Here is a 24,986-nt window from a genome sequence, read left to right on the forward strand (position 1 = left end):
TCAGGCGCTGCCCTCGGCCAGTGCCTGCTCCCGGAGCCGGTAGCCGCGGCCGATGACGGTCTCGAGCAGGGCGTGCTCGCCGTCGACGGTCAGCTTTCGGCGAAGCGTCCCGACGGTGACGCGCACGGTCTGGGTGAACGGGTCGGCGTTCTCGTCCCACACGTGCTCGAGCAGCTCCTCGGCCGAGACCACGTGGTCGGGTCTGGACATCAGGTAGCGCAGCACACCGAACTCCTTCAACGTCAGCGACAGCTCTCTGTCCGAGCGGTGGGCCAGGTGGCGAGCGGGGTCGAGGCGGAGCTCGCCCACGACCAGGACCGGAGCGTTCGCCGACACGTCGCGACGCAGCAGCGCACGCACACGTGCCGTCAGCTCGGGCAGCGCGAACGGCTTGACCAGGTAGTCGTCGGCTCCCGAGTCCAGGCCCCGGACCCGGTCGGCAAGGCCACCGCGCGCGGTGAGCATGAGGATGCGCAGCTCGCGCCCAGCCGCACTGTCCACCTCGCCTGACCGGACGCGTGCGGCCAGGTCCAGGCCGTTGCCGTCGGGCAGGGTGAGGTCCAGCAGCATCAGGTCGTAGGCCGAGGCAGCCAGCTTGAGCTCGGCGTCGGCACACGAGCCCGCGACGTCGGCGGCGTAGCCCTCACGGACGAGGCCGATCTGGACGGCGCCCGCCAGGCCGTGCTCGTCCTCGACGATCAGCAACCGCATGGCGACACCGTAGCCGCGGTCGCGGCCTTCTCCGGGCTGTCCTTTCGGTGCACTTTCGGTCGGCTTTTCGCTGGCTTTCCACCCGGCTTGGTGGGGTGGTGCCTTCCCCAGGACCGAAAGAGGACAGACCATGAGCGACCCGAACTCCAGCACGGCATCCGCCCCCGACCGACTCTCCCTGACCACTCGGCTCGTCGTCGCCGGCTTGGGCGGGCTCGCGCTCGCCCTCGGCGCGGCCGGGGTGGCGCTGGCCGCCTCGGCGGACAGCGACGGCGCCCAGGAGGACTCGGCCTGGGTGACCGTCGAGGACGCCGGCGACTCCAGCGCCCCTGCGAGCTCCGACTGCCCGGAGAGGGACGGCTCCGGCAGCACGGACACGGCCGAGCTGCGGGAGTCGGCGTGAGCGCGCCCGAGCAGGTCCCGCTCGCCCCTGTCCCCAGCACCGCGGTCCTGGAACGCGCGCTCTTCGAGGTCAAGCGCGTCCTCGTGGGCCAGGACCACATGGTCGAGCGGATGGTGGTGAGCCTGCTCGCACGAGGCCACCTGCTGCTCGAGGGAGTGCCCGGCGTGGCCAAGACACTGGCCGTGCGGACGCTCGCCGAGGTCGTCGGCGGCTCCTTCCACCGGCTGCAGTTCACGCCCGACCTGATGCCGGGCGACATCGTGGGCACTCGCGTGTGGCGTCCCTCGACCGAGTCCTTCGACATCGAGCTTGGACCCGTGTTCGCCCACCTGGTGCTCGCCGACGAGATCAACCGGGCCCCGGCCAAGGTGCAGTCCGCGCTGTTGGAGGCCATGGCCGAGGGGCAGGTGTCGGTGGGCGGTACGACGTACCGACTGCCCGAGCCCTTCCTCGTGATGGCCACGCAGAACCCCATCGAGTCCGAGGGCGTCTACTCGCTGCCCGAGGCGCAACGCGACCGGTTCCTGATGAAGGTCGACATCGCCTACCCGACCGCCGAGGAGGAGCTGGCGATCGTGCAGCGGATGAGCGTCAGCCCGCCGCGCTCACGGGAGGTGCTCAGCACCGCCGACGTGCTGGCGCTGCAGGCGGCCGCCGACGACGTCTTCGTCCACCACGCCGTCGCGCAGTACACCGTCTCGCTCGTCGTGGCCACCCGGGAGCCGCACCTCCACGGGCTCGATTCCATCGCCCGGCACGTCGAGCTCGGGGTCTCTCCCCGGGCCACGCTGGGCCTGGTCGCCGCGTCCCGTGCGCTGGCCCTGGTCCGGGGCCGTGACTACGTGCTGCCTCGCGACGTGGCCGACGTCGCCGGTGACGTCTTGTCGCACCGGCTGGTGCTGACCTTCGAGGCGGCCGCCGACGGAGTGGACCCGCGCGCGATCGTCCGGCAGGTGCTGTCGGTCGTCCCGGCGCCGCTCGTCGCTCCGCAGGAGCCGGCGAACGACGACGAGGCGGGGGCGGCGTGAGGTCCCTGACCGAGGCGCAGCACGCGCTGCGGACCATCGAGCTGGCCGTGCACCGGCGGCTCGCGGGTCGTCGTCTGGGGTCCCACGGCGGGATCGCACTGGGTCCGGGGACGGACCCCGAGGAGGTGGTCCGCTACCGCCCGGGCGAGGACGACGTCCGTCGCATCGACTGGAACGCCACGGCGCGCAGCCAGGAGCCGCACGTGTGGCGCACCCGGGCCGAGCACGAGCTGGAGGTCTGGGTCCTGGTCGACGAGACGGCGAGCATGGACTTCGGCACCGTGGAGGTGGAGAAGGGCGAGCTCGCCGCCTGGGTCACCGGCGCCGTCGGGCTGCTCACCGACGCGCCGGGCAACCGGCTGGGCGTGGCGCACCTGGGTCACGCAGGAGTGACCTGGTCGCCCCCGGAGCGCCCCCGCCGGGCGGCACTGCGCGCGCTGGCCCGCCCGGCCACACGACCCCCGTGCGGGCGGGAGGAGTCCCCGGCCCCCGCCCGTACGGGCCTGGCTGCTGCCCTGGTCGAGCTCGGTCGGCGGCAGCGTCGCCCCGGCACCCGCGTGGTCGTCACGGACTTCGTCGAGCCCGACGGTGCTGCGGCGCGGCCGTTCCCGTGGGAGACCGCGCTGCGTCGTCTGGCGAGCCGGCACGACGTGGTGGTGGTCGAGGTCCTCGACCCTCGTGAGCTGGAGCTGCCCGACGTCGGCCCGGTGGTCCTCGTCGATCCCGAGAGCGGGCACCGGTGCGAGGTCTGGACCTCGCTGCCGCGGTTGCGGCAGCAGTACGCCGAGCTCGCCCACGCCCACCGCGCCGCGGTCGCGGACGCCGTCCGGTCGAGCGGCGCCCGCCACCTGGTGGTCCGCACCGACCGCGACTGGGTCGCCGACCTCGTCCACTTCGTCCGCGCCGATCGACGCCCTGCCGGGCGTCGTGCAGCCGTCCCGAGGAGTCCGCGATGAGCCTGCTGTCCCCGTGGTTCGCTCTGCTGCTGGTCCCCGTGGCGGCCCTCGCCGCGGCGTACGTGGTGCAGCAACGGCGGCGCAGCCGCTACGCGGTGCGGTTCGCGTCGCTGCCGATGCTCGAACGCCTCGCTCCGCACCGGCCCGGCTGGCGTCGGCACGCCGCGCCGGCCGCGCTGCTGCTCGCGTTCGCGCTGCTCGCCCTGGCCGCGGCCCGGCCCGAGGTCGAGGTGCGGGTGCCGCGCGAGACCGCCACCGTGGTCGTGGCCGTCGACGTGTCGGGCTCGATGCGCTCCACCGACGTGGGACCCAACCGGATCGAGGCCGCGCAGGCCGCCGCCACCCGCTTCGTCGGGGACCTTCCCGACGGGTTCAACGCCGGCGTGGTCACCTTCGCCGCGACCACGACGGTCCGGGCCGGCGCCGACCAGGATCGCGAGGCCGCGATCGCAGCGCTCCAGGACCTCTCGCTCGCCGACCGCACCGCGATCGGGGAGGGCGTCTTCACCTCGCTCGAGCAGGTGGCCCTGGCCGCCCGCGAGGCGGGCGAGGGCGAGGTCCCGGCCCACGTCGTGCTGCTGTCCGACGGGAGCAACACCACCGGACGGTCGCCGGAGGAGGCGGCCGCCGCGGCGCGGGCGGCCGGTGTCCCGGTGTCGACCATCGCCTACGGCACCCCCGACGGCACCATCACCGCTCCGGACGGTCGCGAGGTCCCGGTGCCGGTCGACGAGGAGACCCTGGCTGAGGTCGCCGACGTCAGCGCCGGACGCGCCTACACCGCGCAGAGCAGCGACGAGCTCAACGAGGTCTACGACGACATCCAGTCCTCCATCGGGTGGCGTCTGGAACCCGTCGAGGTCACCCAGTACGCCGCCGCGCTGGCCCTGCTCGTCGGCCTGCTCGGAGCCGCACTGTCGCTGCGTTGGTTCGCCCGACTGCCATGACGACCCCGTCCACACCCGAGAGGAACCCGATGAGCGCCACTCCGAGCTGGCCCGGGGTCGGGGCCCCCACGGGCTCCGACTTCAGCGCTCCCGTCCCACGCCCGTTCCCGGGCGACGAGACGGTGCGACCGGCCCCCGTCCCGACGCGGCCATCGAAGCGGTCGCGGGGTGCCGTCGTGGCCCTGTCCACCGTGTTGCTCGGGGGAGCCGCCGGTGTGGGGGGCGCCTGGGCCCTCGGGCCGGGTGACGGCACCGTCGTCTCCGCACTGCAACGGTCCGGACCTGGTCGCGAGCCGGCGGTAGCAGGCACCCAGGCAGCCGCAGCCGCAGCGGTGCTGCCCAGCGTGGTCCAGGTCCGCAGCGACCGCGGCAGCGGGTCGGGGTTCGTCTTCGACCGGTTGGGGCACGTCCTGACCAACCAGCACGTGGTGGACGGCGACCGGAGCCTGCTGCTCCAGCTCGACGGCGGTCGTCAGGTGAGGGCCGCCCTGGTGGGAGAGGACGAGGCCAACGACATCGCGGTGCTCCGCGCCGACCCCGAGGACCTGCCAGCGGCGGCCATGGGCGACTCATCGACCGTCCGGATCGGAGAGCCCGTCATCGCCATCGGCTCGCCCCTGGGTCTGAGCGGCACGGTGACCGCCGGCATCGTGAGCACCACGGCGCGAGAGGCTCGGCTCGGCTCGTCCAGCCGTCAGGCCGTCATCCAGACCGACGCGTCCATCAACCCGGGCAACTCCGGGGGCCCGCTGGTCGACCTGGACGGCCGCGTGGTCGGCGTGAACACCGCCATCGCCACGGTGCCCGGCACCGGGTCGGGCAACATCGGCATCGGCTTCGCGGTGCCGATCGACCGGGCGCTCCGCGTCGCCGAGGGGATCCTGCCCGACTGACCCGGTGGAGGACAGGGGGCACAGCGTGACCTGGAACCGCCCTGGGATCTGAGTGATGGTCGTCACGGCCAGTTCCGCAGCTGACGCGCGGAGCCCACGCAGGGACAGGGAGAAACGCATGGCGACCGAGACGAACCAAGCGGGCACACGTACGTCGATCACGTCGGACGACACGCCCCGAGGCGCCAACGGGTCGTCGGGGTCCACCGACCAGGGAAGGCGCGCGGCGCTGGCCGGGTTCTTCGGCACTGCGCTGGAGTACTACGACATGTACATCTACGCCGCCGCGTCGGCGCTGGTGTTCAGCCGGGTGTTCTTCCCCGACGCCGGCGCCACCGGTCTGTTGCTCTCTCTCGGGACCTACGGCGTGGCCTATCTCGCCCGTCCCCTGGGTGGCTTCGTCGCCGGTCACTTCGGCGACCGGTTCGGGCGGCGCAACGTCATGATCGCGACGCTGCTGACCATGGGTGTCGCCACCTTCGCGATCGGCTGCCTGCCGTCGTACGGGACCGCGGGCATCCTGGCCCCCTCGCTTCTGGTCGTCCTGCGCCTGCTGCAGGGGCTGTCGGTCGGTGGCGAGCTATCCGGGACCACCGGTCTGACGATCGAGCACGCCCCCGAGGGGCGTCGCGCGTCCTACAGCGTGTGGGCCCTCAACGGGTCGCTCGTCGGCTACATCATCGCCACGCTGGCCTTCATCTGGGTCGCCTCACTCCCCGAGGACGACCTGCTCGCGTGGGGCTGGCGGGTCCCGTTCTGGGCGAGTGCAGTCATCGCCCTCGTCGGTCTCTACATCCGTCGTCAGGTCGAGGACCCCGAGGTGTTCGAGGAGCAGCGGGAGCAGGGAGGAGTGGCCAAGGTCCCGCTGGTCGAGGTGTTGAGGCGGCAGCCGGCCGACGTAGCACGGGTCGTCTTCTCCTCCCTGCTGATCGTGGTCAGCGTCGTGGTGCCGGTGTACGGACTGTCCTACGCCACGAGCGTCATGGACATCGGGGCGGACACCATGCTCTGGGCCGTGGTGACGGCCTACGCGATCGCTCTGGTCACCCAGCCGTTCTTCGCAGCCCTGAGTGATCGAGTGGGGCGCAAGCCGGTGCTCATCGGCGGCAACATCGTCGCAGCGGTGGCCGTGTGGGAGTTCTTCTGGGCGGTCTCGCAGCGTGACGTGCCCATGATCTACCTGGGCATGGTGCTGTGCTTCTCCGTCGCGTACGCATCGATGAACGGCGTCTACCCGGCGTTCTTCTCGGAGATGTTCGCCACCCGTGTCCGGGTCACCGGCATGGCTGTCGGGCTCCAGGTCGGGCTGCTCGTGACCGGCTTCTCCCCGCTCATCGTGGCGGCGCTGTCGTCGGCGAACGCGGACGCCTGGTGGCCGGCGGCCGTGGTGACCTCCATCGCCTGCGTCATCTCGATCGGTGCGATCAGCACGGCCCGCGAGACGCACCGGACACCCATCGCGGAGCTCGGCCGGAGCTGATGGGCAGGAGATCCTCGACGACGGCGGCGTCGTGAGGGGAACAGTCCTCGGGCTCTACACGAGCACCCTGCTCGTCCAGGCCCTGACGTTCGTCCTCCGCCCGACGTCGGCCTACCGCGCCATCGAGCTGGGGGTGTCGGCGCAGTGGCTCGGCCTCCTCGCCGCCAGCTTCGCGCTGCTCCCGCTCGTGCTCGCCGTCGTCGTGGGCCGTCTCTCGGACCGCGTGGGCGAGAAGCTCGTGATGGTCGGCGGCGCGCTCCTGGTCCTCCTGGCGGCCCTGGTCCTCGCCGTCGGTGCTGGCCGGCTGCTCGGTCTGCTGGTGGCCAATGCGCTGCTCGGGCTGGGGCACCTGGCGTCGAGCGTCGCCCAGCAGGCATACGTCGCCAACACTGCCGATCCACGTCGTTACGACGCGGCGTTCGGCGTCTACACCTTCGCGTCCTCTGCCGGGCAGGCCGTTGGGCCGGCGATGCTGGCGGTCCTCGGTGGGAGTGGTGCCATCCCGGACACCTCGCGCGTCTTCTGGGCCGCGGTGGCCGCCGCGTGCGTACTGGTCGTGTGCACGTCCTGCCTTCCGGGCGGACGGACTGCGCGGGCGGACGGACCCGACGACTCCGGGTCGATCGGCACGCTGGTGCGGCGCCGGGGCTTCTTCGCCGCGCTCGGCGTCAGCTGCGTCCTCCTGGCGGCGATCGACATCACCCTGGTCTACCTGCCCGTCCTCGGCGCTGAGCGCGGCATCGCCGCGGCGACGATCGGTGGCCTGCTGACGGTGCGTGCCGTGGCGTCGATGGCCTCACGGCTGTGCTTGGGCCCCCTGTCGCGGCTGCTGGGCCGGTCGCGTCTGCTGCTCGGCAGCCTCGTGGTCTCGGCCATCGGGATGGCGCTCGTACCCGTGCCGATGCCGCTCGGGATGCTCGCAGCGGTCGTCGCGGTGATGGGGCTGGGTCTGGGAGTAGGACAACCCATGACGATGTCGTGGCTGGCCGAGGTGACGCCCGCAGGACAGCGGGGCCGGGCGATGTCGCTGCGTCTCACCGGGAACCGGCTCGGCCAGGTCGTCGTGCCCAGCGTGGCGGGGCTGGTCGCCGCCGGAGCAGGGGCAGTAGGGGTGTTCGGCGCGACGGCGGCCGCACTCCTGGGGGTGGGTTTCGCCGCTCGACGCATGGGGCCTCGGTGATGAGTGCCGCCGGCCCATCCCACGGGCACGGTCACCGACGAGGTGAGGGGTGCCCGTTCGCGTACCGTCGGGACCTCGACCTCGACTGCAGGACAGGAGGCGGGCATGTCACTCGTGCTCGTGACCGGGGCTTCCACGGGACTTGGGCTCGCGGCGACCACGGCTCTGCTCGACGCCGGTCACCAGGTCGTCATGCACGCTCGGCGTGCCGATCGCGTCGAGGACCAGTCCGTCCTCGACCGGGTCCACGCCGTCGTCACCGGGGACCTGGCTGACCCAGGGGTCACGGTGGGCCTTGCCGAGCAGGTCAATGCGTTCGGCGCTCTCGATGCGGTTATCCACAATGCCGGCACGATGCGCGGGCCCGTCATCGAGACGAACCTCGTGGCGCCGTACCTGTTGACGGCCCGACTGCGCACCCCGGGACGTGCCGTGTTCCTCAGCAGCTCGCTGCACCGGGGTGGACGGACCGACCTCGAGGCGATGGCGGTGCTCGGTGGCCCTGACGGTCGCCAGTCCTACGAGGACAGCAAGCTGCTCGTGACCGCGCTGGCGATGGCCCTCGCTCGGTCCTCGCCCGCGACCCCGTCGCACGCGGTCGACCCCGGCTGGGTGCCGACGAGGATGGGCGGCAGGGGCGCTTCGGACGACCTCGCGCTCGGTCACGAGACCCAGGTCTGGCTCGCGACGGCACCAGTCGGGACGGTGCAGCCGGCGACCGGCGGCTACTGGTACCACCGCCGGGCGCAGCAGCCGGACCCACGCGCGGAGGACGAGCGGTTCCAGCAGGAGCTGCTCGACCGCCTGCATGCTGCCACCGGCGTGGCGCTCAGCTGAGCCCGAGGAGGCTGGCGCCGGCCAGGACCTCGTGGAGCCTCGCCGCAGTGGGGGAGTCGAACGGGGCGACGTAGGTCACCACCGTCAGGTCCGGTTCGGCCGATACCTGCAGAGCCTCCAGGTCGAGGGTGATGGGCCCTACCTCGGGGTGCAGGAAGGTCGTGCTCTCGGTCACGAGGCGGCGTACGTCGTGCGTCGACCACAGGCCGGCGAAGTCCGCGCTCGCGTCAGCCAGCCGCTCGACGAAGTCGTGCGTGCGACGGTCCGTCGGGTGTCGGACCAGCTCGGCGTGAAGGAGGGCGACCATCTCGCTTGCGGCCGCCGACCAGTCGGCGAAGAAGGTCCGGGCACGCGGATCGGTGAAGCAGAAGCGGGCCAGGTTGGGCGTCGGGTCGTCGCAGTCGAACAGGGGCGGGTAGAGCCAGCGGGCCAGTGCGTTGTGCGCCAGGATGTCCATCCGGCCGTTGCGGACGTAGGCGGGCGAGGTCGTCATCGTGTCGAGCAGCCGCTGCAGGCGTGGCCTCACCCCGGCCCGCTCCCGGGCCGGGGCGCCGGGGTCGAGCTCGCCCCGCGCAGCCCTGGCGAGGGACTGGAGGTGGGACCGCTCCGCATCGTCCAGATCGAGGGCGCGTGCGATGGCGTCCAGGACGGCGGCCGACGCCGTCTCGAGGTGCCCCTTCTCCAGACGGGTGTAGTAGTCGACGCTCACACCGGCGAGGTCGGCGACCTCCTCGCGCCGCAGCCCGGGGACACGCCGACGACCACCGACCGTCACGCCGGTGCTCTCGGGATCCAGCTTCGCTCGACGGCTCTGCAGGAACTCCCTGGCCTCGGTCCGGGTGTCCACGACCGCAGCATAGGTGTCGGTGTGAGGGGGGTCACGCCCTGCCCTGGAAACGTTCTGACATTTGACCGATAGTCAAGGTCGTTCCGACGTCCGCCGAGCGAGCCCGAGAGTGAACCGGCTCGCCGCCAAGAAAGGGGAGCGCCGTGGCCGGCCTCACCGACAAGTCCATCGTCATCACCGGTGCCGCGAGCGGCATGGGTGCATCCACCGCCAAGCGTGTGCTGGAGGCCGGAGGGCGGGTGGTGGCGGCCGACCTCGACGAGGCCAAGCTCAAGGCGCTCGTCGAGGATCTCGGTGACCGCGACCGCGTCGTGGCGGTGGTCACGGACGTGACGCAGAGCGACCAGGCCGAAGCCCTCGCCGATCGCGCCGTCGCCGAGTTCGGGGCGCCCTACGGCCTCGTGAACGCCGCGGGCATCACCTGCGTCGGGTCCCTCCTCGACGTGCCCGCCGACGCGTGGAGCCGCGTGCTGGCCGTGAACGTCGACGGCACCTTCAACGTCAGCCGCGCCGTCGTCCGCACGATGGTCGATGCGGGGGTGCGCGGGTCCGTCGTGAACTTCTCCTCGGGCGCCGGTATCCGCGGCGTGGCGAACCGCATCGGCTACGTCGCCTCCAAGTTCGCCGTCACCGGGATGACCTACACGATGGCCCTCGAGCTGGCCCCGCAGGGCATCCGTGTCAACGCTGTCGCGCCCGGGATGATCCGGACCCCGCTGACGCAGTACATGTTCGACGACCCCGAGAACGCCGCCCGCATCGCGGCCTCGCACCCCATCGGCCGCGCGGGGGAGGCGCACGAGGTCGCCGACGCGGTGACGTTCCTGCTCTCGGAGCAGGCGAGCTTCGTCACGGGCGCGGTCCTCACCGTGGACGGTGGCAACACCATCGGCATCGGCAACTTCTAGTGGCCACCGCCAGCTACCAGGTCCACGCCCTACGGCTCGGCACCATCCGGGCCGACAAGAGCGGCACCGTCTACGGCTACCCCAGGGGAACCGTGCTCGACGTCCCCGTGTGGGCGGCCGCCATCGAGGGCGGTGGGCGCAAGATCCTCGTCGACACGGGCATCAAGGACGCCGAGAAGTGGTCCCGGATCGAGCCGCACACCATCGCCGCCGAGGAGACCATCGACGCCGCCCTGGCCGAGCTGGGCTGGCGACGCCAGGACGTCGACACGGTCATCAACACCCACCTGCACTACGACCACGCGGAGAACAACCTGGCGTTCCCGCAGGCGCAGTTCTACGTCTCCGAGGCCGAGTGGAACTGGGCGTCGGACCCGAGCAGCTCGCAGGCGTGGTCCTACGACATCGAGTGGACCGACGACGAGGTGACCTTCATGGACTACCACCTCGTGCAGCGGGACCACTTCGACGTCGCCCCGGGCCTGCGCATCATCCAGACCCCCGGCCACACACCCGGGCACCAGTCCGTTCTCGTCACCACCGAGGAGGGCGTGCTCTGCGTCAGTGGTGATGCCGCTTGCATGATCGAGAACCTCGAGCTGCCCACCCCGCCCGGGACCCACATCGGTTCCGCGGTCTCGCTGGCCTCGCTCAAGAAGATCTCGGACCTCTCCGACCGGGTCCTGATGAACCACGACCCCGAGCTGGCGCGCTTCCAGAGCTCGGGCTTTCCGATCACACCTCAGGTGCAGCTGCCCTGAGGCCCCGGCACGGTCCGTGCCGACAACACGCCGACGCACCTCACCGGAGGAACACGCATGAGCATCATCGACCAGCACGCCCGAGTCGGCTACATCTCCGCACGTGGGCACGTCGTGCCCGAGCACGGTGACTACCTGCCGCTGCAGAACCCCGCCACCGGCGCCGGGACCGGTGAGGTCTTCGAGATGGACGCAGCGACCCTGGACGAGGTGGTCGTCCAGGCTCGTACGACGTACGAGCAGACCTGGCGCCGAACCGCTCCCGACGTCCGCGGGGCCATGCTCGCGCGCTGGGCGGACCTGATCGAGCAGCGCCGCGAGGAGCTGGCCGACCTGGAGGTCTCCGACGTGGGGCACCTGCGTCGTGAGGCCCTCGGCGACATCGACACCGGCACCAGGCTGATCCGCTACTACGCGGGCATGGCCGACAAGATCGAGGGGAAGACCTACTCCCAGTTCCCGGACCGGATCGCGTACGGCGTCGGGGAGCCGTTCGGCGTCGTGGGAGCGATCACCCCCTTCAACGCCAACGCGGTCATGGTCGGCCTGAAGGCAGCGCCCGCCCTGGTGGCGGGCAACTGCATGGTGCTGAAGGCGCCCGAGTCCGCACCGCTGCTCGTCCTCAGCCTGATCGAGCTGGCGCTCGAGGCCGGCATCCCGCCGGGCGTGCTGAGCGCGTTCACCGGGCGCGGGCACGTGGTCGGTCCGATGCTGATGGAGAACAAGGGCGTCGGCATGCTGTCCTTCACTGGCAGCGTGGAGGCGGGTCGTGCCGTCATCCGACAGTCGGCCGACCGCATCATCCCCCTGGTCCTGGAGCTCGGCGGCAAGAGCCCGATCATCCTGCTGCCGGACGCCAAGCTCGACTTCGCGATCCCCTCCGCCGTGCACTCGAACTTCGTCAAGAGCGGGCAGAGCTGTGTAGCGGGGTCGCGCATCCTGGTGCACAGCTCCATCTATGACGAGGTCGCCGCCCGGGTCGCCGAGCTGGCGGGACGCATCAGGGTCGGTCTTCCCACCGAACCCACGTCGCAGATGAGCACCCTGATCAGCACGCGTCAGCGCGAGAGCGTCGATGCGCTGGTCACGTCGGCGGTCGCCGCCGGTGCCACCCGGTTGGCCGGTGGCGCTGCCGCCGACTGGGACCCGCTGGGTGGCGGCGCCTTCTACCAGCCGACCGTCCTCGCCGACGTCACCGATGACAACCCCGCGGCGAGGACCGAGGCCTTCGGGCCCATGGCCAGCCTGCTGCGGTTCGACACCGTGGACGAGGCGCTCGCGCGCGCGAACGACTCCGAGTTCGGTCTGAGCGCCCAGGTGTGGGGAAACGACGCCGGCGCCATCCAGCACCTCGCGCAGAACCTCGAGGCGGGAGCCGTCTGGGTCAACACCTATCGCGCGGCGCACCCGACCCTGCCGCTCGCGGGCATGAAGACCAGCGGGTACGGCCAGGAGTACGGCTTCGAGGCGGTCCTGGCGTACACCCGACCCAAGTCGGTCATGTGGGACCTCACCACCGAGCGCGTGCTGCCCTACCAGGACTGAGGCCCGGCACCGCGACGGCCGCCCCGGCGACGGGTCGGCCGTCGACGCCGGTCCTGGGTGATCGAAACCCGGTATAGACGGTCAACAACGTTGGCGGACTTCTATATGTCAGACTCTTGTCGGGTTGCAAAATGTATGGTCTCATTCCTGTGGTCGGCGTCACTTCTTGTCCAACGTGACAGCCGGCTCGTGACGACGGACTGAGGAAGAAGGGCCCGGAGATGGCGATCCAGACCAGCACCCCCGACGAGGCTGTGACCACACGGCGCTGGTCGCGCAAGGTGGACCTGGGCTACCGCTGGCCGAGCCGCTTCCTCGTCGCCTGGTACGCCCTCATCGGTGCCCTGGTGATCGTCGGGATCTTCGAGCCGAGCACCTACTCGAGCGCCTCGCGCGAGCTCGTCACCGCGCTGGCGGCCTGCCTCCTCGTCGCGGCGCTGGGCCAGCTGCTCGTCGTCATGGTGGGCGCCATCGACCTCGCCGTTCCCGGCTACATGACGCTGGCGGCGGCGGTGAACGTGCACTACGTGGAGACCCGTGGTCCCGTCTTCGCGATGGTCGCGGCCGTCGTGCTGTGCGCCCTGCTGAGCGCGGTCAGCGGCGCTCTGGTGAGCGTGCTGCGGCTCAACGCCCTCATCGTCACGCTTGCGATGAACACGATGATCACCGGTGCGCTCATCATCTGGATGGGCCAGACCTTCTCCACCGGTGGCCGCGCGCCCCAGTGGCTGCAGACCATCGGCGGCCAGGACGTGGCGAGCATCAGCATGCTGTTCGTGATCGCCGTGGTGCTGGCGGCCGCCGTCAGCTTCGTGGTGCACCGCACCCGGGCCGGCCGACAGATCGCCGCCGTCGGGTCGAACCCCACCGCAGCCCGTCTCCTGGGCATTCGGGTGCACGCCGTCGTGGTTCTGACCTTCCTGGGAGCCGGCGTGCTGTACGCATTGGCCGGGTCGCTCGCCGCAGGCTACGTGCAGACCCCGGACTCGACGCTGGGCGTCACCTACCAGATCACCACCCTCACGGCGGTCGCGATCGCCGGCGCCATGTTCGGTGGCGGGCCTGCGAGCGTCTCCCCGCTGGTCGCCGGGTGCCTGCTCCTGCCGCTCATCGACCAGGCCCTCGCCCTGCACGACCTCAGCTCGGGTCTCAGGGTCGTCGTCCAGGGCGTGATCCTCGTCGCCGCCGTCGCGGCGGGCGCCCTGACCCAGATGGGCCGCTCCGGCCTCAAGCGCTTGGTGGGCTCGGGCTCCACCAGGGGAACGTCCTGAACCCGGGACCTCTCCGCAGCACCCCCACCACCCTCACAAGCACCGCTTTCATCAAGAACCCCACCGGAGGTACATCGTGACAACCGCTATGACTCGAAGCGCGCGGCTCAGGCGGCTCGCGCTCGCGGGCGTGAGCGTCCTGCTGGCCGCATCCGCAGCAGCCTGCGGCAGCTCCTCGGGTTCTTCGGGCGGAGGTGGTGAGGCCAGCGACTCCGAGAAGGCGGCATGGGCCGACACTGCCTACCCGGAGCCCGACGAGGCGAAGATGAAGGAGTACGCCACGCGGCTGATGAACCCCGACGTGGACGTCAACAAGCTCGCCCCGGAGATCCAGACGGCGCTGATGGTGGCGCACACGCCCCTCACGGACGCGCAGCAGAAGGTGTTCGACAAGTGCATGACGCAGGACACCTGTGAGACCGGCACCGGCAAGTACTACCTCGCGATCGTCGACGACCAGGTGAACACCTACTACAGCGTGTCCCGCGCCGAGACCACGGCGTACGCCATCAAGACGGGTGCGATCGCCAAGATCTCCTACAACACGGTCAACATGAACGTGCAGCAGTACCTCTCCAACTTCCGCACCGCCATCGGTCAGAAGGCGGACCTCATCGTCAGCAACTTCGGCGGACTGGGCAACCAGGCCGGACAGGTGATCGCCCAGGCGAAGGCCGCAGGCATCCCGATGACCAACGGTGTGGCCACGCTGTCGGAGGACGTGATGTCCAAGCTCAGCGTCCAGTTCAGCGCCAACCTCTGCGACATGTGGGCCAACGGGGCCCAGTCCATCGCCGACAAGCTCGAGGAGGAGGGCAAGCCCCTCACCTACTCCCTGTTCACCGGGCCTGCGGGCAACGCCTACGCGGCGTTCTGGCAGCCGTGCGCCGAGAAGGCGCTCGACGAGGCCGGCATGAAGAAGGTCTACACCGGCAACACCGAGTGGACCCCGCAGGGCACCGTGAAGGCGGCCGCGGCGCTGCGAGCGTCCGGGAAGAAGCCGTCGCTGATCGCCTACGACACGTTCCCCGAGAACTTCATGCAGGCCTACATCGACGCCGGTGACAAGGACATGCCGGCGTTCGCCCTCACCGGGGCCTCGGACATCGGAACGGCCAAGGCCTACAAGGACGCGCAGGACGCGGGCCTCGCCCCGATCGTGTTCGTCTCCCCGAACAACACGTGGCTGAGCTCGATCGAGCTGTCGATCAACCTGGCGATCAAGGACGGCAAGGGGCCCTCCTCGACCAAGATCGACTGGCCGGTCAACTTCAGCGACTTCGAGCAGTTCGTCCCGCAGTTCGACCTCACGCAGAACAACTTCGCGTTCCTCGGCTCGCCGCTCTCCGCGGAAGAGCAGGCCGCGGCGCTCAAGCAGTAGCACCACCTCTCCCCGCACGTCACCGACAGGTTGGGTGCCGGTCGGCTCGATGCACGTCGCTCGAGCCGGCCGGCACGCGGAAGGACCCTCATGACCAGCTCCCAGACCGTGACCGAGCAGCTGCACCACCTCGCTCGGCCCGAGGGCGGCCTCCGGATCACCGGCGTCACCAAGACGTATCCCGGTGTCGTCGCCGTCAACGACGCCACCTTCGAGTGCCTCGCCGGGGAGGTGCACGCCCTCGTCGGAGAGAACGGGTCCGGCAAGTCGACCATGATCAAGGTGGCCGCGGGGCTCGTGGCACAGGATTCGGGGCTCGTCCAGATCGGTGGCCAGACCCTCACCAAGAGCGACCCCCGCCTGGCGCGTCGCCTCGGGCTGATGACGGCCTACCAGGACACCTCACTGGTCAACCAGCTCACGGTGGCCGACAACGTGGAGATGTCCTTCTACTGCCTGGGCGAACCGGCGCCCAAGAACCTCAAGCAGGTGCTGAAGGAGTTCGACCTGCCCTTCGGACCGAAGGACCTGCTGACCTCGCTCGGTCCCGGCGGACGTCAGATGCTCGAGGTCGTCCGCGCCATGATCCACCGGCCCCAGGTGCTGCTCGTGGACGAGCCGACGGCCGTGCTCGACCTCAACTCCGCCGACCAGCTCGAAGGCCTGATCTCCAACATCCGTGACGAAGGCTGCGCAGTCGTCTACGTCAGCCACCGGCTCGAGGAGGTACGTCGGCTCGCCGACCGCCTCACCGTCATCCGTGACGGTGTCATCCAGGGCACCCACGACCGCATGGACTGGGACGTCGAGACGATCGTCGAGCTCATGGTCGGCGCGCCCATCGACCTCGAGTTCCCCGGAAAGGTGCCCAGCACCGGCGCCGCCCCCGCTCCGCTGTTCGAGGTCGCAGGCCTGATGGGCACGGCGGTCGGCCCCATCGACCTCCACGTGGGTGCTGGCGAGATCGTCGGCGTGGCCGGGGCCGAGGGCAACGGCCAGCGCCACCTGCTGCGCGCGATCATCGGTGTGGACCGCAAGGCCGGCTCGGTCACCCTGGAGGGCAAGCCGGTCGGTGGCGGGCCGGCCGGAGCGTTGAAGTCCGGCATCAGCTTCCAGAGCGGCGACCGGGTGGCAGAGTCCGTCTTCCCGAGCATGTCCATCGGCGCCAACGGCACCATGCAGCTGGGTCCTGCGCTCGGCCCGGCAGGCACGATCCAGACGAAGAAGCTGAAGGACAAGTTCGGTGCCGCCGTCCGCAAGCTCGGCATCGTCAGCGCCTCGGCCTACCAGCCCATCAGCGCGTTGTCGGGCGGCAACCAGCAGAAGGTGGTCCTGTCCCGCGCCTCGATGCGTCGACCCAAGCTGCTGGTGATCGACGAGCCGACCCAAGGCGTGGACGCCAAGGCACGGCTGGACATCTACCAGCTGGTCTCGGAGACGGCGCAGAGCGGGGTCGGGGTCCTGGTCAACTCCTCGGACTCCTTCGAGCTCGCCGGGCTGTGCGACCGCGTCTACGTGATGTCGGAGGGGACGGTCATCGACGAGGTGACCGGTTCGTTCACGGAGTCCGACATCGTCCGACGTTTCGTGAGCACGACGGGCAAGCGCGACGAGATCGTCGACGAGGGGGCGCGCAAGGCGCGCCGCCTGGCGACCACCCTCGCCTCCCCGCGTGTCCCGGTGGTCGTCCTCCTGCTCCTCATGCTTCTGCTGGGCGGCTACGCGGCCAGCCGCTCCCCGCTGTTCCTGCAGGGCTTCAACCTGAACAACCTGTTCCTCTCCGCACTGCCGCTGCTGTGGGTGGTGATCGGACAGCAGTTCGCGCTGCTCGTGGGCGAGCTCGACATCTCCATCGGCGCCTCCATGACGTTGTCCGTCGTCCTGGCCTCCTTCGTCCTCGCTGAAGCAGGGGTGGGATCGATAGCCCTCGGCGCGGCCATCATCCTCGGGGTCGCGCTCGTGGTCGGCTTGTTCAACGCGTTCGTGACCCAGATCCTCGGCGTGACGCCACTCGTGGCGACGATCGGGACGCTCGGGATCGTGTCCGGCATCTGCGTCCTGCTGCGGCCCGAGCCCTCGGGAAGCATCGACGTCAACCTGGGCCTGGCGCTGTCGCAGGGCATCGCCTACGTGCCCATCGGCTTCATCGTCGCCATCGCGGTCGCGGCGGCCATGGACTTCTGGCTGTTCCGCACCGGCGGTGGTCTGGCCACACGAGCAGTCGGGCTGGAGAGCAAGGCCAGCGAGCGCGTGGGGGTGCGCGTACGGACCATCAAGATGGCCGGCTACGTGCTGGCCGCGATCGGGGCCGCAATCGGAGGCGTGTTCCTCGCCGTCCAGGTCGGGGTGGGCAGCAACGACGTGGCGCTCTCGCTCGCGCTCCCGGCCTTCACCGCGTGCTTCCTGGGCGGTGCCAGCCTCACGGGTGGCAGGGGAACCTTCATCGGGGCCGCGCTCGGTGCCTTGTTCCTGACCCTCATCGGCAACACCGCACAGCTGATCAACCTGTCGTACGCGTGGACGCAGGTCGTCTACGGACTCATCCTGCTGATCGCGGTGACGGTCTACTCCGTCGCTGCACGCCGCGCCGTCGCCTGAGGGCGGCGACCGGACGTCCACCCCGTCGGAGCGGCATGCTCCCACCACACAGTCACCCGAGACAGGAGAGTCAGATGGCAGGCAAGTACGACGACGTGAGGGTCCGCCGCGTGGTGGCCGGGCTCGCGGAGAACGGTAGGTCAACCATCGTCAGCGACGGGTTCACCGAGACCCGCCTCGTCACCGACGCCTTCGTCCTCAACCAGATCTGGCAGGTCCCCAACTGCCCCCCGAACGTCGACGACGAGAACACCCTGGGCTCGGAAGCGGTCATCCCACCTCCTCCGAACGGGTTCACCCACGTGCTGGCGACGTTCCCCCCGGACAGCTCGTGGGCGTACGGATCCGGTGGCTACGAGGCGTCCATGGCGGCAGCGGGAGCCGCGGACGGGTACGTCGAGGACGGGACCGACCCGGGCATGCACCAGACCGACAGCGTCGACATCATCACGATCGTCTCCGGCGAGTGCGTGGTCATCCTGGAGGAGGCCGAGACGGTGCTGCGCGCCGGGGACACGTTCATCCAGCGAGGGACCAAGCACGCCTGGCGTGTGAGCGGCGACGAGCCGTGCGTCCACTCGACCCTCATGGTGGGCGCCCGACGCGCCACCGCACCAGGCAGCTGAGCCCACGACATGGCAGCACGAGCATCGGGTCGAAGGACGGTGGATCGATGAAGGCGGCAGTCTTCCTCGGCGACAAGCAGGTCGCGCTCACCGACGTGGAGGAACCCCGACCCGGGCCGGGTGAGGTGGTCGTGCAGGTCTGCTCCTCTGGCATGTGCGGGAGCGACCTGAAGTACTACCGCGGCCCCGGCAACGACACCTACGCCTCGGGCACCATCACCGCAGGCCACGAGCCCGCCGGTGTGGTGCACGCCGTCGGACCGGGTGTCCCGGACAGTGCCGCGGTCGTGGGCGACCGCGTCATGGTGCACCACTACATCGGGTGCGGCTCGTGCGCACAGTGCCGGTCGGGATGGACGCAGATGTGCACCCGGCAACCGGTGGTCGTGCTCGGCATGAACGGCAACGGATCCCACGCCCCCTACCTCACGGTGCCGGCGGCCACGCTGGTCAAGCTCGACGATCGCCTCAGCTTCGACGCGGGAGCAGCGATCGGGTGCGGCACCGGCACCGCCTGGGGCGGTCTACGTCGCCTCGGCGACCTCGGAGGTGCCACGGTGGCGATCTTCGGGCAGGGTCCGGTCGGCCTGTCGGGCACCATGCTCGCCGTGGCGCTCGGCGCGCGGGTGATCGCCGTCGACATGGCCCCCAGCCGGCTGGCGCAGGCGCGCGCCCTCGGAGCCACGGCGGTCGTCGACCCGTGCCAGGACGACCCCGTCGCGGCCATCCGCGACCTCACCGGTGGGCGGGGGGCGCACGCCGTGCTCGAGTCCTCGGGATCGTCTGCCGCTGCCTCGGCCGGTCTGCGCGCCCTGGGCCCCTGGGGGAGGTTCTGCGTCGTCGGCCTCGGGGGCGAGGTGCGCTTCGACGTCCTGGAGTTCCACCGATCCCAGATGACGGCGATGACCTCGTGGTCGATGTCTCTTGTCGGTCAGGAGGAGTGCGCCGCGTTCGTCGCGGAGAACGCCGTGCCGGTCGACGACCTCTTCACCCACCGTTGGTCCCTGGACGAGGTCGTGGAGGCCTACGAGCTCTTCGACCGACAGGACGCTGGCAAGGGCGTCATCCAGTTCACGTGACGCGTCGGCGTCACGCCACACCACCCACCAGGAGCACACACATGTCAGAGGCAGTCGGTTTCATCGGGGTCGGGGCCATGGGCTCGGCGATCGCGAGCAGGCTCGTGGACAACTACGAGCTGCACGTCAACGACCGCAACCCCGCGGTGGCCGACAAGCTGGTCGAGCGGGGCGCCACCTTCTCGTCCTTGACGGACATCGCTTCCCGCTGCTCCTACGTGTTCCTGTCGCTGCCGCGCCCCACCGACGTCGCCGACCTGCTCCAGGGTCAGGACGGCCTGGCGCAGCAGCTCAAGCCCGGGTCCGTCATCATCGACACGACGACGGGCACCCCCACGAGCGACCAGGCACTGCTCGCGCTGTTGAATCCCCTGGGTGTCGACTACGTCGACGCGCCCATCGGAGGGGGCGTCCGTCGCGCGGAGGCCGGCAACGCGGCACTGATGATCGGCGCGAGCGACGACGTCTACGCGCGGGTGGAGCCACTGCTGCGCGCCGTCACCGAGGACGTCATCCACGTGGGCCCGGTGGGGTCTGGTCACGCCGCGAAGCTCGTGAACAACCTGCTCAACAGCTGCAACCGTTTCGCAGCGATGGAGGCGATCCGGCTCGGCGAGGTCGCCGGGATCTCGCGCGAGATGATCGTCGACGTCATCAACCGAGGTTCGGCGCGCAACTACGCCACCGAGAACACCTACCCGCAGCTGCTCATGGGTGGCACGGCCGAGCAGCCCTACAAGCTGCAGAACTTCACCCTCCAGCTGTTGGAGAAGGACCTGCGGCTCGCCAACCAGCTCGCCGAGGAGCTGGGCCACGACACCCCGATCGGGCACCTGGTGCAAGAGTTCGTCGCGCAGGCGGTCGAGCGCTTCGGCCCTGATGCCGACCAGAGCCAGATGATGGCCGAGTGGTACCCGGAGACGCCGTGAACGCCGGGAACCCGGCCTACGACTTCGGCGGCCAGGTCGCCCTCGTCACGGGCGCCGGCATGGGGATGGGGCTGGCCGCCGCCACGGCGTTCGCCGAGAGCGGGGCCAAGGTGGTCCTCGGTGACCTCGACGAGCAGGCGCTGGACGAAGCGACCACCACGCTCGGCGACCGCGGGTTCGACGTCGTCGGAGTGCGGTGCGACGTGTCCGACGAGCACCAGGTCGCCGGGCTCGTCGACACGGCGGTCCAGCGATACGGCCGTCTCGACATGGCCTTCAACAACGCCGGCATCATGGCGCCCGCCACGGACGCGGCCGAGGAGTCGCTGGAGCAGTTCGAGCGGATCAACGCCGTCAACCTCCGGGGTGTGTGGGCCAGCGTCAAGCACGAGCTGCGCGTGATGGGACCCCAGGGATCTGGCGCGATCGTCAACAACTCCTCCCTCGGGGGCCTCGTCGGCAACCCCGGCCGGGCGGCGTACCACGCCTCCAAGCACGGGGTGATCGGCCTCACCGGGAGCGTCGCGCTCGAGTACGCCCCGCGCGGGGTGCGGGTCAACGCCGTCTGCCCCGGCACGATCGTCACCCCGATGGTGCAGTCGATGCTCGACGGGGGAGACCTCGCCGAGGCGGACGCGGTGGCTGCTACCCCGATCGGTCGCATGGGCGGCGCGAGCGAGGTCGCGGCGGCGGTCCTGTGGTTGTGCAGCCCCGGCGCCAGCTTCGTCGTCGGCGTGGCCCTGCCCGTCGACGGTGGTTACGTCGCTCGCTGACCTGCAGCGAGCACAGACACGAGGAGGCACTTGATGGCGAACGTGATCGTGGTGGGCGTGGACGGCACCGACACGTCCCGACATGCGGCACGACGGGCAGCCGAGCTCGCCGTCCGGCTCGGGGCAGACCTGCACGTCCTGACCGCGGCGGACAAGGCCATGGTCGAGGAGTTCCCGGACCGGCCCGGCGCCAGCCTGCTGACCTCCGGCGAGCTCGCCGAGGCGGTGGCGTCGGAGGTGGCCGACGAGCTCCGGGCCACGGCGCCGAGCGTCACGAGCTCCCCGCTGCAGGGAAAGCCCGCCACGGCGCTCGTGGACGAGGCGACCCGGCTGGGTGCGGCGGTCATCGTCGTGGGCAACCGGCGAGTGCAAGGAGTCGGACGCCTCCTCGGCAGCGTGGCGTCGGGTGTCGCGGCGCATGCTCCGTGCGACGTCTACATCGTCAAGACGATCTGACCGGCTGTACTGCTCGCCGTGGCCGTCCCGCGTCCCGCGCTACCTCGAGTGCGAGTAGCGCAGCACGAAGTCGAGGTGCTCCCGCATCGCCTCACCGGCGGCATCGGGGTCGCTGTCCTCGATGGCGGCCAGGATGGCGATGTGCTGGCGCACCGTCTTCTGGGCGACCGGCTTGGTCACCTCGAGGAACTGGGCCGGGTGGGTGGCGCCGTGGACGGCGGCGATGAAGGCCTCGAGGAGCCGGTTGCCCGACGCCCGTCCGATGGTGGTGTGGAAGCGGAGGTCGTACGTCGGGATCTCGGGATCGTCCAGCGTCGTGCTCTTCTGCGTCTCCACGACCGACCGCATCACCTCGATGTCCTCGTCGGTGCGGTTGCGCGCCGCCCACTGTGCAGCAGGGATCTCCAGCACACGCCGCACCTCGGTGATCTCGTCGATGGTGAGCGCCCCGATGCGCACGATCGTGTCCATGGACTCGCTGAGCATCTGGCTCAGCGAGTCGGGCGTGACGGTGTTGACGAAGCTGCCGCCCGCGACGCCGGGGATCTTGCGGATCAGGCCCGAGCTGACCAGCGCACCGAGCGCCTCGCGGACCGTCGGTCGGCTGACACCGAACTGGGCGGCGAGCTCGGTCTCGGCGGGGAGCTTGTCGCCCTGCGCGAAGTGGCCGTCGAGGATGGCCTCGCGCAGCTGCGACTCCACCTGGTCTCGAGGCCGCGTGACCTGACGGGCTTGGAAGCGCTTGTCCTCGGTGCCGGTGGTGGCCATGGTCGTGTCTCCTCGGGTGGCAGAACTACGCCGCATCACCGGCTGCGGGCCGGTAGCAAAGTGCGACGCTCCCATATTGTCCTACAGATGACACGATGGTGTGAGCCGCCCCGACGGCGAGAGCGGCGGTGTCCGGTGCTCGCCGGTCGACCCAGGACAGCGTCGTGAGTGCCGACGAGCCGCGCGCGGCGATCGAGACCGCACGCAGCTTCTTGTTCGTGCCGGGCAACCGGCCCGACCGCTTCGCCAAGGCGGAATCGGCCGGTCCGGATCTCGTCATCCTCGACCTCGAGGACGCCGTCGCCCCGGCGGAGAAGGAACGCGCGCTGCACGAGGTCGTCCCGTGGGCCGCGGCCCACGGTCGCTGCATGGTGCGGGTGAACGGGCTCTCGACCCCCTGGGGCCGTTCCGAGCTGGAAGCGTTGCGCGGCGCAGGCGTCCCGATCATGCTGCCGAAGTCCGATCGCGTGGCTGACCTGCTCGAAGCCGCGGAGCTGTCCGGCGGCGCGCCGCTCCTTGCGCTCGTCGAGACACCGCGCGGTGTCCAGGCCGCGTCCGCTCTGGCTGACAGTGGCATGGTGGCGCGACTGGCCCTCGGCAACGTGGACCTCGCGGCCTCGCTCGGGGTGGACCCTGCGTCGCGGGCCGCCCTCGCAGCCGCGCGCAGCGCGTTGGTCGCGGCCAGCGCCGCGGCCTCGCTGCCGGGTCCGGTCGACGGCGTCACCACGGCGCTCGACGACCCAGACCGGCTCGTCGACGACCTCGACCACGCCAAGGAGATGGGCCTCACCGGGCGGCTGTGCATCCACCCGCGCCAGGTCGGGCCCACCAACACGGCGATGAGTCCGTCGCCCGCGGAGCTGGCCTGGGCGCAGGGCGTGCTGGACGCCGAAGGGGGTGGCGGGGTGGTGGTCCTGGACGGGGCGATGCTCGACGCCCCCGTGTTCGACCGCGCGCGACGTCTCGTCGCGCGGTCGCGAGCATCGCGCATCGACAACATTTGACTAACGCGTAGTTGTCAGACATATTACAAGGAACCGGCGCGTCAGCGCAGCCCGGGTGTCCCAGGTCCGGCACGGCAGGCCGTGCATCGGCAGCAGCGGGAGGGCGAGCTCGACGCCGAGCCCGACCGACCTGGAGGAACACCTGTGGAGCACTTCGGAGAGCTGTACATCGACGGGCGCTGGATCGCCCCCTCGGGCGACACCCGGACCCTGATCGACCCGACCACCGAGGACCCGTGGGCCACCGTGACCGCTGGAGGCGGCGAGCAGGAGGTCGATCTGGCCGTGGCTGCGGCCACCCGCGCCTTCGCGACGTTCTCCCGGACGACGGTCGCGGAACGTGTCGAGCTCATCGACCGGATCATCGAGGCCTACGAGCGCCGTGAGGACCAGCTCTCGCAGCTCATCGCCCGGGAGGTGGGCGTGCCCGTGTCCTTCAAGGCGCAGGTCACGGGCCCTGCTGGACACATGAAGGTCGCTCGCGACCTGGTCAGCAGCTACGCGTTCGAGCACCAGATCGCCGACACGGTCGTCCGGCGCGAGCCGATCGGGGTGTGCGCCCTGATCTCACCGTGGAACTGGCCCATCCAGACCTCCGTCATCAAGGTCATCTACGGGATCGCGGCCGGCTGCACCATGGTGCTCAAGCCCTCGGACGCCTCGCCCGCCTCGGGCGTCGCCCTGGCCGAGATCATGCACGAGGCCGGCACGCCGGCGGGCGTGTTCAACCTGGTGATCGGTCCGGGACGCGTGGTGGGCGAGGCCCTCTCGCGCCACCCCGACGTAGCCATGGTCTCGTTCACCGGGTCCACCGGCGCCGGAGCCCGCGTCGGTGAGGCCGCGGCGCAGACCGTCAAGCGCACGTGTCTCGAGCTCGGCGGCAAGTCGGCCAACGTCGTGCTCACCGACGGAAACCTCGAGAAGGCTGCCCGCTGGAACGTCTCGAGGGCGTTCTCCAACTCCGGTCAGTCCTGCCACGCTCCCAGCCGACTCCTGGTCCACCGTGACCAGGTCGACGGGCTGGTCCCGTTCCTGGTCGACGAGATCGACCGCATGTCGATCGGTGACCCGCGTGACCCGGCGACGACGCACGGACCTCTCGTTCACGCCCAGCAGTACGACAGCGTGCAGCGGCACATCGGCATCGGCCTCGACGAGGGTGGCCGGCTCGTCACGGGAGGGCTGGGGCGGGTCGAGGGTCTCGACCGGGGCTACTTCTGCAAGCCCACGGTGATCGCCGGCGTGACGCGCGAGATGACCCTGGCTCAGGAGGAGATCTTCGGGCCCGTCATCGTCGTGATGCCCTACGACTCCGAGGAGGAGGCGCTGGAGATCGCGAACGACTCCGTGTTCGGGCTCGGTGGTTACGTGTTCAGCGAGGACCGCAAGCGCGGGTACGACTTCGCCTGCGGCATCCGAGCCGGTCGCGTCGCCTTCAACGGGGCCGCCGTCAACTCCCATGCGCCCATGGGCGGCTACAAGCAGTCCGGGGTGGGTCGGTCGATGGGTGTCTTCGGGCTCGAGGAGTACCTCGAGGTCAAGTCGGTCTTCGGTTTCGAGGACGAGTCGCACGACCTGCCCACCTTTTCGTGACCGAGCCCGACA

General features: G+C 70.5%; 24 protein-coding genes. 21 read left to right on the plus strand and 3 right to left on the minus strand.

The window, feature by feature from the left end; translation table 11 throughout:
- Positions 1 to 711 carry a response regulator transcription factor gene (locus tag ASG49_RS00135; RefSeq protein WP_056535512.1) on the minus strand — a complete coding sequence of 237 codons (711 nt, stop codon included), beginning with the start codon at positions 709 to 711 and terminating at the stop codon, positions 1 to 3.
- Positions 712 to 841: 130 nt separating this feature from the next.
- Between ASG49_RS00135 and ASG49_RS00140 the strand changes: the two genes are divergently transcribed.
- From ASG49_RS00140 to ASG49_RS00175, 8 genes are all read left to right on the plus strand, one after another.
- Complete coding sequence (locus ASG49_RS00140) at positions 842 to 1,114, plus strand: hypothetical protein (RefSeq protein ID WP_056535515.1); 273 nt, start codon at positions 842 to 844, stop codon at positions 1,112 to 1,114.
- The gene (locus tag ASG49_RS00145) at positions 1,111 to 2,142 is read left to right on the plus strand and encodes a MoxR family ATPase (protein ID WP_056535517.1); all 1,032 of its coding nucleotides are present in this window, start codon (positions 1,111 to 1,113) and stop codon (positions 2,140 to 2,142) included. The genes ASG49_RS00140 and ASG49_RS00145 overlap by 4 nt, the downstream gene beginning before the upstream one ends.
- Positions 2,139 to 3,098, plus strand: coding sequence for a DUF58 domain-containing protein (locus tag ASG49_RS00150; RefSeq protein WP_056535520.1), 960 nt, complete (start codon positions 2,139 to 2,141; stop codon positions 3,096 to 3,098). The genes ASG49_RS00145 and ASG49_RS00150 overlap by 4 nt, the downstream gene beginning before the upstream one ends.
- Positions 3,095 to 4,045 (plus strand): VWA domain-containing protein, encoded by a 951-nt coding sequence (locus tag ASG49_RS00155; RefSeq protein ID WP_056535523.1) that lies wholly within the window; start codon positions 3,095 to 3,097, stop codon positions 4,043 to 4,045. Before ASG49_RS00150 ends, ASG49_RS00155 begins: the two co-directional genes overlap by 4 nt.
- A gap of 332 nt (positions 4,046 to 4,377) precedes the next feature.
- Positions 4,378 to 4,938, plus strand: coding sequence for a S1C family serine protease (locus tag ASG49_RS19190; protein ID WP_235561839.1), 561 nt, complete (start codon positions 4,378 to 4,380; stop codon positions 4,936 to 4,938).
- A 118-nt stretch (positions 4,939 to 5,056) separates the two neighbouring features.
- Positions 5,057 to 6,418: an MFS transporter gene (locus tag ASG49_RS00165; RefSeq protein WP_162244485.1), complete on the plus strand. Its 1,362-nt coding sequence runs from the start codon at positions 5,057 to 5,059 to the stop codon at positions 6,416 to 6,418.
- A gap of 31 nt (positions 6,419 to 6,449) precedes the next feature.
- On the plus strand, positions 6,450 to 7,598 hold the full coding sequence (locus ASG49_RS00170) for an MFS transporter (protein WP_056535526.1): 1,149 nt from the start codon (positions 6,450 to 6,452) through the stop codon (positions 7,596 to 7,598).
- 105 nt (positions 7,599 to 7,703) lie between these two features.
- The gene (locus ASG49_RS00175) at positions 7,704 to 8,435 is read left to right on the plus strand and encodes an SDR family NAD(P)-dependent oxidoreductase (protein ID WP_056535529.1); all 732 of its coding nucleotides are present in this window, start codon (positions 7,704 to 7,706) and stop codon (positions 8,433 to 8,435) included.
- On the opposite strand, the gene ASG49_RS00180 is transcribed toward ASG49_RS00175, so the two are convergent.
- Positions 8,428 to 9,282 (minus strand): helix-turn-helix domain-containing protein, encoded by an 855-nt coding sequence (locus ASG49_RS00180; protein ID WP_056535531.1) that lies wholly within the window; start codon positions 9,280 to 9,282, stop codon positions 8,428 to 8,430. The two genes, ASG49_RS00175 and ASG49_RS00180, sit on opposite strands and share 8 nt — an antisense overlap.
- Positions 9,283 to 9,425: 143 nt before the next feature.
- Between ASG49_RS00180 and ASG49_RS00185 the strand changes: the two genes are divergently transcribed.
- From ASG49_RS00185 to ASG49_RS00235, 11 genes are all read left to right on the plus strand, one after another.
- Positions 9,426 to 10,190 carry an SDR family NAD(P)-dependent oxidoreductase gene (locus ASG49_RS00185; RefSeq protein ID WP_200936163.1) on the plus strand — a complete coding sequence of 255 codons (765 nt, stop codon included), beginning with the start codon at positions 9,426 to 9,428 and terminating at the stop codon, positions 10,188 to 10,190.
- Entirely contained in the window at positions 10,190 to 10,951 is a 762-nt protein-coding gene (locus tag ASG49_RS00190) for an N-acyl homoserine lactonase family protein (protein WP_056535534.1), read from the plus strand. Before ASG49_RS00185 ends, ASG49_RS00190 begins: the two co-directional genes overlap by 1 nt.
- A 57-nt stretch (positions 10,952 to 11,008) precedes the next feature.
- Positions 11,009 to 12,496 carry an aldehyde dehydrogenase gene (locus ASG49_RS00195; protein ID WP_056535536.1) on the plus strand — a complete coding sequence of 496 codons (1,488 nt, stop codon included), beginning with the start codon at positions 11,009 to 11,011 and terminating at the stop codon, positions 12,494 to 12,496.
- Between the two features lie 221 nt (positions 12,497 to 12,717).
- On the plus strand, positions 12,718 to 13,767 hold the full coding sequence (locus ASG49_RS00200) for an ABC transporter permease (RefSeq protein WP_056535539.1): 1,050 nt from the start codon (positions 12,718 to 12,720) through the stop codon (positions 13,765 to 13,767).
- A gap of 130 nt (positions 13,768 to 13,897) precedes the next feature.
- On the plus strand, positions 13,898 to 15,148 hold the full coding sequence (locus ASG49_RS00205; RefSeq protein ID WP_156384128.1) for a substrate-binding domain-containing protein: 1,251 nt from the start codon (positions 13,898 to 13,900) through the stop codon (positions 15,146 to 15,148).
- Positions 15,149 to 15,238: 90 nt separating this feature from the next.
- Positions 15,239 to 17,746 (plus strand): ATP-binding cassette domain-containing protein, encoded by a 2,508-nt coding sequence (locus ASG49_RS00210; protein ID WP_056535544.1) that lies wholly within the window; start codon positions 15,239 to 15,241, stop codon positions 17,744 to 17,746.
- 74 nt (positions 17,747 to 17,820) lie between these two features.
- The gene (locus ASG49_RS00215) at positions 17,821 to 18,372 is read left to right on the plus strand and encodes a cupin domain-containing protein (protein ID WP_056535547.1); all 552 of its coding nucleotides are present in this window, start codon (positions 17,821 to 17,823) and stop codon (positions 18,370 to 18,372) included.
- Positions 18,373 to 18,419: 47 nt separating this feature from the next.
- Positions 18,420 to 19,451, plus strand: coding sequence for a zinc-binding dehydrogenase (locus ASG49_RS00220; RefSeq protein WP_056535550.1), 1,032 nt, complete (start codon positions 18,420 to 18,422; stop codon positions 19,449 to 19,451).
- 41 nt (positions 19,452 to 19,492) lie between these two features.
- Positions 19,493 to 20,380 carry an NAD(P)-dependent oxidoreductase gene (locus ASG49_RS00225; protein ID WP_056535553.1) on the plus strand — a complete coding sequence of 296 codons (888 nt, stop codon included), beginning with the start codon at positions 19,493 to 19,495 and terminating at the stop codon, positions 20,378 to 20,380.
- Positions 20,377 to 21,153: an SDR family NAD(P)-dependent oxidoreductase gene (locus ASG49_RS00230; RefSeq protein ID WP_235561840.1), complete on the plus strand. Its 777-nt coding sequence runs from the start codon at positions 20,377 to 20,379 to the stop codon at positions 21,151 to 21,153. Before ASG49_RS00225 ends, ASG49_RS00230 begins: the two co-directional genes overlap by 4 nt.
- Before the next feature lie 33 nt (positions 21,154 to 21,186).
- On the plus strand, positions 21,187 to 21,609 hold the full coding sequence (locus tag ASG49_RS00235; RefSeq protein WP_056535556.1) for a universal stress protein: 423 nt from the start codon (positions 21,187 to 21,189) through the stop codon (positions 21,607 to 21,609).
- Between the two features lie 39 nt (positions 21,610 to 21,648).
- Here ASG49_RS00235 and ASG49_RS00240 read toward each other — a convergent pair whose 3' ends face one another.
- The gene (locus tag ASG49_RS00240; protein ID WP_156384130.1) at positions 21,649 to 22,377 is read right to left on the minus strand and encodes a FadR/GntR family transcriptional regulator; all 729 of its coding nucleotides are present in this window, start codon (positions 22,375 to 22,377) and stop codon (positions 21,649 to 21,651) included.
- Positions 22,378 to 22,541: 164 nt separating this feature from the next.
- On the opposite strand from ASG49_RS00240, the gene ASG49_RS00245 reads away from it, so the two are divergent.
- Together ASG49_RS00245 and ASG49_RS00250 are read left to right on the plus strand one after the other, a co-directional pair.
- A complete protein-coding gene (locus ASG49_RS00245) occupies positions 22,542 to 23,381 on the plus strand; it encodes a CoA ester lyase (protein ID WP_082533670.1) in 840 nt (279 codons plus the stop codon).
- Positions 23,382 to 23,525: 144 nt separating this feature from the next.
- Complete coding sequence (locus tag ASG49_RS00250) at positions 23,526 to 24,974, plus strand: aldehyde dehydrogenase family protein (RefSeq protein ID WP_056535562.1); 1,449 nt, start codon at positions 23,526 to 23,528, stop codon at positions 24,972 to 24,974.
- The last annotated feature ends 12 nt before the right edge of the window (positions 24,975 to 24,986 follow it).

The organism is Marmoricola sp. Leaf446, from assembly GCF_001424755.1.
Classification (GTDB): Bacteria; Actinomycetota; Actinomycetes; order Propionibacteriales; family Nocardioidaceae; genus Marmoricola.